Consider the following 11,778-nt stretch of genomic DNA (forward strand, 5'->3'; position numbering starts at 1 on the left):
TCACGTGAAACATCGCGTGGTCGACCCGGCCGGGGTCGTATTCGGACTAGTGGTTCCGCTGTTGTGTGCGGTCTTCGGCTTCGTCCTGACAAAAATTTGGGAGCCTCGCCTCCCGGAACAGATCGCGACTCACTGGACCACCACCTCGCCGGACGGCTTCTCCACCCCGTCGGCCAACGCATGGACCATTGCACTTTTGACACTGCTCTTCGGTGGCGGTCTCAGCGCGATTGCTGCTCTTGCTCCCGCGATGTTGATGATGCGTCGATTCATGTTGGTTGTCGGGCTGAGCGTGGTCGGGCTCATCACGACAGTGAACTTCGCTTTGCTCTACACCCAACTCGATGTCGCCGATCCGTCCACGACGTCACTCCCGCTGTGGTCTCTCGGTGTCGGCTTTGCAGTCGGCGGGGTGCTGGGGTGGATCGGCGCCTCGTTCCTGCGTGACTACCGCGTCCGCACTCTTGCCACGATCGAACCCTCGGCCGGGTTGCCGCGAAGCAGCTGCCCTCTACCTATCTCCGACGACGTCGGATTCAGCACCAAAGGCTCGGTGATCCTCACTGCGATCACTCTGGCGCCCGGAGTCATCATGGCGTTGGCGACCCGGTCACTATGGCCGCTGTTCATCTTCGGTGCACTCGGACTGCTCGTCGTCAGCCTGGTTCGCTTCCGGGTGATCGTCGACGAACGGGAAATTCGGGTCATCAACATGGGGATGGCTGCGATGACCTACGGCATCGACGAAGTTGTCGGAGCCGACGTCGCGGAGATCAAACCGTTCGCGGACTTCGGCGGCTGGGGACTCAAGACCAAGGGTCGTCGTAACTACGGCGTCGTCACCCGCACCGGGCCAGCGGTGGTCATCACGTTCGCCGGTGGCGACCGACTCACGATCACGACACCGAAGGCCGAAGACATCGCCGGGTCCCTCAATCGATTGGCAGACGCCCGGACTCGGTAACCGCCGAACCTGAACCGATCGCTTCCTGAGTCTTCTCGAGATACCCGCATGCCGCCGCCCTGGCTTTGGTGACATCGCGCTCGGCGATGGCTTCTGCAACTCCCTGATGATGCGAAGACGTCAGCGACGGCGGATGAACGCCTTCGGTCACCTCGTAGGTGGCGCGGACCGTTTCGAGGATTCCGGCAAACAGATCGGTCAGAACCGGATTGTGAGCGGCATCGACGACGGCAATGTGAAACGCCAGATCGACGTCGACGAAGTTCTCAGCCGGGACGTCACGCTTGGCGGCCAGCTCACGAAGTATCCGAACGTCGTCGTCGCTACGACGCTCACACGCCAACCGGACCGCTTCCATCTCGAGCGCACGACGCACTTCGAAGACGTATTTCATCTCGTCCACGGACGCGTGTTTGCCGAGCAGTCCGCCGATGTCGGTCCGAGCGCGCACGAAGGTCCCTGATCCGCGACGGATCTCCAGGACTCCCGTCGACGTCAGTGTCTTGATCGCTTCGCGCACGGTGTTCCGGCCGACGCCGAGAACACTCATCAGTTCCGGCTCGGTGGGAACACGGTTCCCGACGGTCCAGGCGCCGTCGGAGATCTGCGCGCGCATCCAATCGAGGGATTGCTCGTACGCGGACTCCTTGCGAACAACGGTCATCTACTCATCCTCACAGCATTCGCGACGATCATTCCACTCACCTACGATACGTAGGACGACCCATGTATTTTCGAACTCTGTCATCAGGAGGGGCTTCCCACGTCCGCCACAGCTGTCGCCACCGAAGAACGCACACGCCGCACCAATCGACACTTCTACGGCGTGGGCTACGTCCTCACCGTGATCCTTCTGGGCGCGAACATGCCCACCTCCGTCTACGGGCTGTACCGGACCGAGTTCGGATTCACGCCAACCATCCAGACGCTCATCTACGGCGTCTACGTCGCCGGCCTCGTTCCGGCGTTGCTGTTCTTCGGACCGCTGTCCGACGCCCTCGGCCGACGCACCGTGCTTCTGACTGCACTCGCGCTGAGCGTCGTCGGCACGCTCGTTCTGGCATTCGCCGACGCGACGGTGTGGTTGTTCGTCGGACGCGTTGCTCAGGGAATCGCGGTGGGCGCGGCCAGTGCGGCGGGCAGCGCCGCGTTGGTGGAGCAGGAACCGAAGTTCGATCACCGACGGGCAGCGCTCGTATCGACGGTGACGGGCGCGTTGGGTGGTGCACTCGGACCACTCGTGTCCGGTGCGATCGCCCAGTACCTTCCGCAACCGCTGCGGTTGCCGTATCTGATCTTCCTCGTCGCGTTCATCCCGGCACTGATCGTGTTGCTGCTACTGCCGCGGATCGGGGACATCACACGCCCGAAGCGGTTCTTCCAGATGCCACATGTTCCCGCCACCATTCGAGAGACGTTCTGGCTCAGCTCGCTCGCCGTCGCGCTGTCGTGGGGCGCTGTCGGACTCTTCCAGTCGGTGGTCCCGTCGTGGATGACCAGCCTGCTGAACATCGACAACCTCCTACTCGGCGGCGGAGCAGCTGCACTGGTCATGATCTGCTCGGTGATCGCGCAGCTCGGCGGAAGTCGCATGGACCCGCGGACGTCCGTCACCGCCGGCCTGGGAATCCTCGCTCTAGGAATGATCGGCCTACTCGTGGTCGACCTCGTCCCCAGCCTTGCGCTGCTGGGCGTCATCACCGTGGTGGTCGGCGCCGGGCACGGTCTGGCGTTTGCCGGCGGCATGAAACGCGTCAACGCCGCCGCCCGAATCCACGCCCGCGAGAGCCACGGCGGAGTCCTGGCGGCATTCTTCACCGTCAGCTACGCGGGACTGGCGATCCCGTCGATCATCGCGGGTATCGCCATCACCATCCAGGGAATGCAGACGGCCATCATCGAACTGTCGATCGTCGGGACGCTGCTGTGCCTGGCCGTGATGGGCTTCAACCTTCGTGGGGCTCGAGAGCCCGTCGACGCACGCCGTTATCCTTAGCCAGGTGAAGTTTCTCAGTAGGTTCTACATCGACGGGTTCATCCTCGGCATCATCATCGCCGGCGTGCTCGGAAGTGTGTTCCCGGTATCGGGTACCGCGGAGAGCATTCTGAACTGGGCCACCAAGATCGCCATCGGCTTCCTGTTCCTGCTCTACGGCGCACGGCTCTCGCCGCAGGAAGCCTGGAAGGGCGTCAAGCACTGGCGACTGCACACTGTCGTCCTTGCCGCGACGTTTGTGCTCTTCCCGCTGATCGGCCTTGCGCTGCGATTCCTGTCGCCGACCCTGATCAGCGACGAGCTCTACACCGGCATCCTCTACATGTGCCTCGTTCCGTCGACGGTTCAGTCGTCGATCGCGTTCACTTCGATCGCAAAGGGAAACGTCGCCGGCGCGATTGTCAGTGCGTCGTTCTCCAACCTGATCGGCGTCTTCGTCACCCCGTTGCTGGTGGTTCTGCTGATGAATACAACGGGCCAGGCGACGGTCGACTTCTCGTCGATCCTCGACATCGTCGTGCAACTGCTGATCCCGTTCATCGTGGGCCAGCTGATCCGCCCGCTGGTGATCGGATGGCTGCAGAAGTATGCCGAGCCCACCAAGTACGTCGATCGCGGATCGATCCTCCTCGTTGTCTTCGCCGCCTTCAGCGAGAGCATGAAAGAGGGGATCTGGAGCACCATCACGATCTGGCAGATCGTGATCCTCACAATCGTGTGCTGCCTGATCCTCGCGCTGGTTCTCGGCGTGACCACTCTCGCGGGGCGCAAGCTCGGGTTCGACCTTCCCGATCAGATCGTCATCATCTTCTGCGGGTCGAAGAAGTCCTTGGCGACAGGCCTACCGATGGCGGCTGTACTGTTCGCGGGCCAGCCCGTCGGCCTGATCGTGTTGCCGCTGATGATCTTCCATCAGATCCAACTGATCGTCTGTGCTGCGATGGCGCAACGCTTCGCGAATCGTGATCCGGTGAGCGTCAGCTAGCGAGCAACTCGCCTCGGGTCGCGTCGACGCAGCCACAACCGCCCTGCAGTTCAGCACAATCGATGGACAACGCATGGCGACTCGATGCCAGGTCGACGCAGTTCACGCCGGTGCATTCGAGTGATCCGTCCGCATGTCGCAGCAAAGAATCGTGGCAGTGATCGACATCCGAAACACAATCCGCGCACTGGATCTGACGCTCAGCGATCATTGCTGTCACCTCTCTCGAAAACGATGACACAGGAATATCATCGACCTCCGACAGATCAGTTTCGTTCCACTTCGATGGGATGGCTGGCCAGCATTGCCACGGGGAGCGGTTGGCGTCGTAGCACCCGTGCCCAAACATCGACTCGGGGCGGCGTCAGCACATCGGACGGCAGTGAGCTGATCACCATCCAGTCTTCACGTTCAAGTTCCGAATCCAGCTGCCCCAGAGTCCAACCCGAGTAACCGGCAAAAATGCGAATCCCTTCGACCAGAGGAGCGATGACCTCCGGGTCCGAGTCCAGATCCACCATGACAACTTTGCCGTCCACCCGCCGCAGGCCGGCGACGCCGTCGATCCGTGCACCGTTGCGAGCGATACCCAGGCAGAGCGCGGAGTCACGCTTGACGGGTCCACCGATGTACAGGGCGGAAGGATGCGCGGTCAGCGGTGACCACTGCGGCAACACGTTCTGCACGGCCGTCTCACTCGGCCGATTGACGATGACGCCAAGGCTCCCGGCGTCGTTGTGCTCGATCATGTAGATGACGGTGCGGCGAAATGCAGGTTCCGTGAGATCGGTCGACGACACCAACAAACTGCCCGGACGAACCTCCGGTTCTATCCAGGCCATTCGATCCTCGGGTTCTTCTGCGTGCGCCACAAAGACATCATCTCACCGACAACTGCGTGCGGAGGAACGAGACACAGGCGTGTTCAGGTCAGACCCGCCACATCGGCAAGTAGTGCCAGATGCCGCTCGAAAATCTCACTCGCATCGGTGAAGGTATCGCTTCCGTACTGCCCGAACACCTCGAAGTTCACCGAACCGAACAGCGATACCCAGACGAGAGTTGCGCGCACCGCAGCATCCGGCGGCAGGTCGGTGCCCAGTTCTTTCCGCACTCCCTCGAGGTCCGTTGCCAGCGTGTCACTCAGGTCCGGGCCCTCTCGCACCGTGAGTGCACCCGCGCGATGGGCGGCGTCGATGATCCCGATCAGCCGGGTCACGACGAGGGTGCCAGGGCCGGTGGTCTGCTCGCCCGGAGCGTCGTAACCGGGGACGGGGCTGCCGAACAGCAATCCGTATCGAGCCGGCTCCCGGATCGCCCAACTCCGGACGGCACGCCCGAGAGCAATGAACTGTCCGCGAAAATCTTCTGCTGCAACGGCATTCACGGCGGAGTCCACTTCCGCGCCCAGTTCCGTGTACCCGTCCACCACCAGCAAGGTCAGCAGTTCGTCACGACTGGCGACGTAGCGGTACACCGCTGAGGACACGACTCCCAGATCACGCGCGACGGCCCTCAAGGACAACGCGGCGGCGCCGACGGCAGCAAGATGCTCGCGCCCGATCCGGGTGATGTCCTGCAGCGTCTGTTCGCGCGCCCGCTCTCGGGGAGTCCCAACCATGAGTCCATCCTGCCCCATGACCGAGAGCACTATCAACAAAAGAGAGCACCGCTCTTGACAGCAATGAGGCGCGGGTGCATTCTTGAAAACGAGAGCAGTGCTCTCAGTTTACCCGAAACGAGAAGGAGCACACCATGTCGAACCTCGAAATCGTCACCGGAGCAGGACCCGTCGGATCCGCCGTCGCGCTACAGCTCGCCGAGCAGGGAATCAACGTCCGGCTCCTGACCAGGTCCGGCAGCGGGCCCGAGCACCCTCTGATCGACCGCCGACGCGTCGACGTCTCGGATTCCGAGGCCCTGCGCTCGGTCAGCGAGGGCGCCACGGCCATCTACCACTGCATCCACGCCGCCTACAACGCAGCCGATTGGGAGCGGGAACTCCCGGCGGCCGAGAAGGTTGTGCTCGACGCAGCCGCATCCATCGGAGCCGTCGTGGTCTTCCCCGAAAGCCTCTACGCCTACAACTCCGACACCCTGATGACCGAATCCGATCCACGCAACGCCACCGGCGGCAAGCGCGGAGTGCGCACCGCGCTGCTGCGCGCTCGCGAGGCCTCCGCAACACCCACCGTCAGCGTCGTGGCCTCGGACTTCTTCGGCCCCCGCGTCCGCACCGCCCACGCCGGCGAGCGCATGGTTCCGAAGGTCATGGCAGGTAAGAAGATTCGTGTCATCGGTTCCGCCGACCAGCCGCACTCCTTCACCTACATCCCCGATCTCGCGGCGGCGATGATCGCAGCAGCACACAACCCCGAACTCTGGAACTCCGTCATCCACGCACCCACCGGCCCCGCGCTCACTCAGCGCAAAATCGCCGAGGCCTTCGCCCGAGCCGCCGGGGCGACCCCCGCCAAGGTGGGTGTCCTGCCCGCCTGGGTGCTCGACGCCGTCGGCAAGATCAACACCGACAGCCGCGAACTCGCGGAGATGAACTACCAGTTCACCAAGCCGTTTGTCATGGACTCGAGTGCCAGCGAAGTGCTGCTCGGACTCTCGCCGATGCCGCTCGATCAGGCCGCCGAAGAGACCGTCGTGTGGTGGCGCGCGGAACAGGCTCGCACCGCTGCTGCCTGAACCTGCAGGTGGGGCTCTTGACGCAAGAACGGAACGGGTGTTCACTTCTTCACATGGCCTATCGCCGCACTCCGGCAGTACAAGAAAGACTGGACGCCCAACGCGCCCGACTGCTCGACGCGGCCACGACGGCAGTGGCAACCCACGGTTATGCGGGGTGTTCCATCGCCGCGGTGGCCAAGAACGCCGGCGTCGCCACCGGGACGCTGTATCGACATTTCGACGGCAAGGGTGAATTGTTCGCCGAAGTGTTCCAATCTGTCTGCAGCCGTGAGGTATCCGCGGCCCGCGACGCCGGAGACAATGCCCGAAGTCTGGAAGGCAACCACCGCTCCGCGGTATCGGCGTCGGTTCGCACCTTCGCAGAACGTGCCATGCGTGCACCGGTTCTCGCCTATGCACTGCTGGTGGAACCGGTGGATCCACTCGTCGACGAACAGCGACTCATGTTTCGCGAATCGTTCCGCGATTGCCTGGCCACCGCAATTCGCTCGGCAGTCGACACCGGTGAGATACCTTCGCAGGACGCCACTCTGACGGCAGCGTGCATCGTCGGGGCAATCGGCGAGGCCCTGATCCTTCCGCTGCGCGGCGGCACCACGGATCCCGCTGCGATCGATGCCATCCTCGCCTTCACCCTTCGATCGTTAGGGAGTTTCGATGACACCCACGCATGAAGTCACCAATCAGGTACCGCCCCTGATCGATTACGACGCAGCCGAATACGCGCCGATCCTCGAGGCATTACACCGCGAGGGAGCTTCGGACGCAGCCGAAGAGGTTCATCGCGTCGGGGTCCGCGCCGGCAGCGCGCAAGCTCAGGAGTGGGGCGACCTGGCCGAGGAGCACCCACCTGTCCTGAGAACCCACGACCGCTACGGCAACCGCATCGACGAGGTCCGCTACGACCCTGCCTATCACCAACTCATGAGCACCGCAGTGGAATTGGGATTGCACGGCGCTCCGTGGGTTGACCCGAATCCACACGCACACCTCGTCCGCGCCGCGAAGATGGCCGTGTGGGGTCAAACCGACGCCGGCCACGGCTGCCCCATCTCCATGACGTACGCCGTGATCCCAGCGCTGCGGCACAACGCGGATCTTGCCGCTCAGTACGAACCCCTCCTGACCACCCGCCACTACGATTCGGCGCTGAAAGCTCCCCTCACCAAACCCGGATTGATCGCCGGTATGTCGATGACGGAAAAACAGGGCGGTTCGGACGTGCGTGCCGGAACCACAAGGGCAGTGCCACAATCCGACGGCAGCTATCTCCTGACAGGCCACAAGTGGTTCACCTCCGCACCGATGTCGGACGTGTTCCTCGTCCTCGCCCAGGCGCCGGGCGGTCTGTCGTGCTTCTTCCTTCCTCGGGTCCTGCCGGACGGCTCGCTCAACAACATGTACCTGCAGCGTCTGAAGGACAAGTTGGGAAATCCTTCCAACGCGAGCAGCGAGGTCGAGTACCGCGACGCTCTCGCGTGGATRGTGGGCGAGGAAGGCCGGGGCGTGCGCACCATCATCGAGATGGTCAACATGACCAGGTTGGACTGCACGATCGGCACGGCCACCGGCATGCGCGTCGGCACTCTGCAGGCAGTTCACCATGCGAATCATCGAAGTGCGTTCGGCGCCAACCTGATCGACCAACCTTTGATGCGCAATGTTCTCGCAGATCTGGCGGTGGAATCGGAAGCGTCGACTACCGTCGCGATGTGGCTGGCCGCGCTGACCGACCGCGCAACGTCGGGCGATGCCCACGCGGGCGCACTACGACGCATTTCATTGGCCGTGAGCAAGTACTTCGTCTGCAAGCGCGGACCGATCCACGCTGCCGAGGCACTCGAGTGTCTGGGCGGAAACGGATACGTGGAGGAATCCCGGATGCCGCGCCTCTATCGCGAGGCTCCGCTGCTCTCGGTGTGGGAAGGGTCGGGCAACGTCGCGGCGCTCGACACTCTGCGGGCGATGGCGAAGCAACCCGAAACGCTGCAGGTGTTCTTCGACGAACTGAAACAAGCGAGTGGCGTGGACGCCCGCTTCGATCAGACCGTGCGGGATCTCGAGGTGGCATTCGGCGATTTCGACGACATCGAATACCGGGCACGAAAGATCGTCGGTGACATGGCACTCGCACTGCAAGCCTCGCTGCTGCTCCGCTACGGGCACCCCGCGGTGGCCGACGCATTCTGCGCGAGTCGGCTCGGAGATAGCTGGGGGAGCGTGTTCGGAACCCTGCCGAGGGGGATCGACATCGCGCCGATCCTCGAGCGGGCCACCGTCAAGATCGGCGCCTGACCCACCCACTACAGTTTCCGCTTATGAACCGAGCCTCGAACCGCCGCGAGGCCTGGCAGCGCGTACTGCACACCCTGCGTGAATCACCCGGCCTGGGAAGGCTGGCGCTCGTCCGCTTTTCCAGCCAGTTCGGCGACGGAATGTTCCAGGCCGCGCTCGGCGGCGCAATCCTCTTCAACCCGGAACGTGAAACCGATCCGGTGGCGATAGCGGCCGGCTTTGCCGTACTGCTCCTTCCCTATTCGGTGATCGGCCCCTTTGCCGGCGCTCTGCTGGATCGTTGGGACCGCCGCCTGGTGCTCCTGTGGGCGAGTGTGCTCCGCGGGCTCTTCATCCTGACCACCGCGGTGCTGCTGGTCGCCGGCGGCGGTGACACTCTGTTGTTGACGTGTGCGCTTGCTGCGATCGGGGTCAGCCGCTTTGTCGGGGCAGGCGTATCCGCAGCCCTGCCGAAGGTCGTTCGACAATCGTGGCTGGTGGCAACCAATTCCGTTCTCACAACGGCTGGTTCGGTGGTAGCCGCTCTTGGTGCTTCGGCAGCGGTGGCGATCATCGGCGTGATCGGCGCGGGGGATCGAGCGTCAGGCGCCGCCGTGGCCATCGCAGCACTGGGATCGGTGATCGCAGCCCTCGCCGCGGCCAGGTTCACCGCCCGCTCACTTGGTCCAGTGGCCGACGAAGTGATTCGTGCCAGCGCCGTCCGTTCGGTAACGGCCGGACTGCGCACCGGGGCAACCGCTGTCTGGGAGGCGCCTGGCGTCACCACGGCAATGATCGGGATCGGAGCGCACCGCATCTGCTTCGGCATCAACACCCTCATCATGGTGCTGGTCCTACGCGACACCTCGAACGGCTCCCAATTACCTGGAGGGATGGCCGGATTCGGCGTCGCCGTCGGTGCAACGGCCATCGGAATGCTGATCGCGGCATTGATCACACCGTTCCTCATCCCGCGGATCGGTCGCTCAAGGACGATCACGTACGCCCTGGTGTGCGCGGTGGCCGTCCAGCTCGTCTTCGTGACCACCCTGACGCAGGGATCGCTGCTGATCGCCGCCTTCCTGCTCGGCATCGCCGGGCAGTCCGTGAAACTCAGCGGCGACGCGGCCATGCAGATCGATATCGACGACGACCGTCGTGGCCAGGTATTCGCCTTGCAGGACACCGTGTTCAACGTCGCGTTCATCGGTGCGATCGCGGCAGCGTCGACGGTGATCGCACCCGACGGCAAGAGCGTCGGCCTGGCCCTTGCCGGCGCGGGTGTCTATGCCGCCGGATTGTCAGCGGTGCTGCTCAACCGCAAGAAACGAGAAACTAGCCCTGCTGGGTAGCCCACCACTTCAGCAGTTCGGCTTCGGCCTCGTCACGCTCGAGCGGGCCGCGATCCAGACGTAGTTCCTTGAGGAACGTCCATGCCTTGCCCACCTGCGGGCCGGCCGGGATGTTGAGCAGTTCCATGATGGCGTTGCCGTCGAGGTCCGGACGCACGCGAGCGAGGTCTTCCTGCTCCGCGATGCGCGCAATCCGCTCTTCGATGTCGTCGTACGTGGCCTGCAACTGCGCGGCGCGGCGCTTGTTACGCGTGGTGCAGTCGGCCCGGACGAGCTTGTGCAGCCGGGGGAGCAGCTCGCCCGCGTCGGTGACGTACCGCCGCACTGCCGAATCGGTCCACTGTCCCTTGCCGTAGCCGTGAAAACGCAAGTGCAGGAACACGAGCTGCGAAACGTCGTCGACCATCTGCTTCGAGAATTTCAAGGCACGCATGCGCTTGCGCACCAGCTTGGCGCCAACCACCTCGTGGTGGTGGAAGCTGACGCCACCGCCTGGCTCGTTACGCTTGGTATCCGGCTTGCCGATGTCGTGAAGCAGTGCAGCCCAACGCAATACGAGGTCGGGATCGCCTTCTTCGAGATCGATCGCCTGCTGGAGCACGGTGAGGGAGTGCTGGTAGACGTCCTTGTGTTGGTGATGCTCGTCGATCTCGAGCTTCATCTGCGGAACCTCGGGCAGCACGTATGCAGCCAGTCCGGAGTCGACCATCATGTTGATGCCGTCCACCGGGTACATGCCCAGCATCATTTTGTTCAGCTCCACCTGCACACGCTCGGCGGTGATCCTTTCGATCTGCGACGCCATCTCTTTGATGGCCTCGAAAACGCGATTGTTCAACGTGAAACCAAGCTGCGAGACGAACCTGGCTGCGCGCAGCATCCGCAGCGGATCGTCGTTGAACGAGTTCTCCGGCGCCGACGGCGTATCGAGTTCCCCGGCCAGCAGGGCGTCCATGCCGTTCAGCGGATCGACAAACGTGTAGGAACCGTCCGCGCCGATCTTCATCGCCATCGCGTTGACGGTGAAATCGCGGCGCACCAGATCGTCGGCCAACGTCGTTCCGTACTCGACTATCGGATTACGCGAGACACGGTCGTAAGCGTCGGCCCGGAAGGTCGTGATCTCGATCTCCTGGCCGTGCTTGATGGCGCTGATGGTCCCGAACTCGATGCCGGTGTCCCACTGCTTGTCCACCCAGCCCTTGAGCAGAGCCTGAACCTTCTCCGGCCTGGCGTCCGTCGTGAAGTCCAGATCGCCACTGAAGCGGCCGAGGATCGCGTCGCGAACACTGCCACCCACCAGGAACAGCTCGTGACCGGCCTCGGCAAAACGCTCACCGAGCGGGTTCAACACGTCGGACAACGTGCCGAGCGTTGCAGTGGCGTCGGCAAGCAGTCGTAGGCGGCGATCAGCGTCGGAGGTAGGGACAGTCACGTGAAAGGAGCTTACTTAAGGTGCGCAAATAGCAGAACGCGCATACGAACGCGATAGACCGCTTTGCGCGGG

Annotated in this window: 11 protein-coding genes; 7 read left to right on the forward strand and 4 right to left on the reverse strand. The window is 63.4% G+C overall.

Features of this window, described 5'->3' with window-relative positions; all coding sequences use genetic code 11:
- Positions 1-4: 4 nt before the first annotated feature.
- Entirely contained in the window at positions 5-964 is a 960-nt protein-coding gene (locus tag AC1DVN_RS07535) for a DUF1648 domain-containing protein (protein WP_279219052.1), read from the forward strand.
- On the opposite strand, the gene AC1DVN_RS07540 is transcribed toward AC1DVN_RS07535, so the two are convergent.
- Positions 933-1,628, reverse strand: a complete 696-nt coding sequence (locus AC1DVN_RS07540; RefSeq protein WP_279219051.1) for a FadR/GntR family transcriptional regulator — start codon at positions 1,626-1,628, stop codon at positions 933-935. The two genes, AC1DVN_RS07535 and AC1DVN_RS07540, sit on opposite strands and share 32 nt — an antisense overlap.
- 162 nt (positions 1,629-1,790) lie before the next feature.
- Here AC1DVN_RS07540 and AC1DVN_RS07545 point away from each other — a divergent pair, with 162 nt between their 5' ends.
- Together AC1DVN_RS07545 and AC1DVN_RS07550 are read left to right on the forward strand one after the other, a co-directional pair.
- Positions 1,791-2,960 (forward strand): MFS transporter, encoded by a 1,170-nt coding sequence (locus AC1DVN_RS07545; RefSeq protein WP_029256802.1) that lies wholly within the window; start codon positions 1,791-1,793, stop codon positions 2,958-2,960.
- 4 nt (positions 2,961-2,964) lie between these two features.
- A complete protein-coding gene (locus AC1DVN_RS07550) occupies positions 2,965-3,945 on the forward strand; it encodes a bile acid:sodium symporter family protein (protein WP_003942582.1) in 981 nt (326 codons plus the stop codon).
- Positions 3,946-4,211: 266 nt separating this feature from the next.
- Here AC1DVN_RS07550 and AC1DVN_RS07555 read toward each other — a convergent pair whose 3' ends face one another.
- Positions 4,212-4,817 (reverse strand): YqgE/AlgH family protein, encoded by a 606-nt coding sequence (locus tag AC1DVN_RS07555; RefSeq protein ID WP_020909845.1) that lies wholly within the window; start codon positions 4,815-4,817, stop codon positions 4,212-4,214.
- Between the two features lie 53 nt (positions 4,818-4,870).
- Positions 4,871-5,566 (reverse strand): TetR/AcrR family transcriptional regulator, encoded by a 696-nt coding sequence (locus tag AC1DVN_RS07560; RefSeq protein ID WP_020971476.1) that lies wholly within the window; start codon positions 5,564-5,566, stop codon positions 4,871-4,873.
- A 134-nt stretch (positions 5,567-5,700) separates the two neighbouring features.
- Here AC1DVN_RS07560 and AC1DVN_RS07565 point away from each other — a divergent pair, with 134 nt between their 5' ends.
- Genes AC1DVN_RS07565 through AC1DVN_RS07580 form a run of 4 tightly spaced genes read left to right on the forward strand, consistent with a single transcriptional unit; the run spans position 5,701 to position 10,271 of the window.
- Complete coding sequence (locus AC1DVN_RS07565) at positions 5,701-6,642, forward strand: NAD-dependent epimerase/dehydratase family protein (RefSeq protein ID WP_477993666.1); 942 nt, start codon at positions 5,701-5,703, stop codon at positions 6,640-6,642.
- A 53-nt stretch (positions 6,643-6,695) separates the two neighbouring features.
- A complete protein-coding gene (locus AC1DVN_RS07570; protein WP_019746188.1) occupies positions 6,696-7,319 on the forward strand; it encodes a TetR/AcrR family transcriptional regulator in 624 nt (207 codons plus the stop codon).
- Positions 7,303-8,940, forward strand: coding sequence for an acyl-CoA dehydrogenase family protein (locus tag AC1DVN_RS07575; RefSeq protein ID WP_477993667.1), 1,638 nt, complete (start codon positions 7,303-7,305; stop codon positions 8,938-8,940). The genes AC1DVN_RS07570 and AC1DVN_RS07575 overlap by 17 nt, the downstream gene beginning before the upstream one ends.
- 23 nt (positions 8,941-8,963) lie before the next feature.
- A complete protein-coding gene (locus AC1DVN_RS07580; protein ID WP_021332609.1) occupies positions 8,964-10,271 on the forward strand; it encodes an MFS transporter in 1,308 nt (435 codons plus the stop codon).
- On the opposite strand, the gene AC1DVN_RS07585 is transcribed toward AC1DVN_RS07580, so the two are convergent.
- On the reverse strand, positions 10,255-11,706 hold the full coding sequence (locus tag AC1DVN_RS07585) for a CCA tRNA nucleotidyltransferase (RefSeq protein WP_019746191.1): 1,452 nt from the start codon (positions 11,704-11,706) through the stop codon (positions 10,255-10,257). The two genes, AC1DVN_RS07580 and AC1DVN_RS07585, sit on opposite strands and share 17 nt — an antisense overlap.
- Between the last annotated feature and the right edge of the window lie 72 nt (positions 11,707-11,778).

This window comes from Rhodococcus sp. P4_E4, from assembly GCF_056401575.1.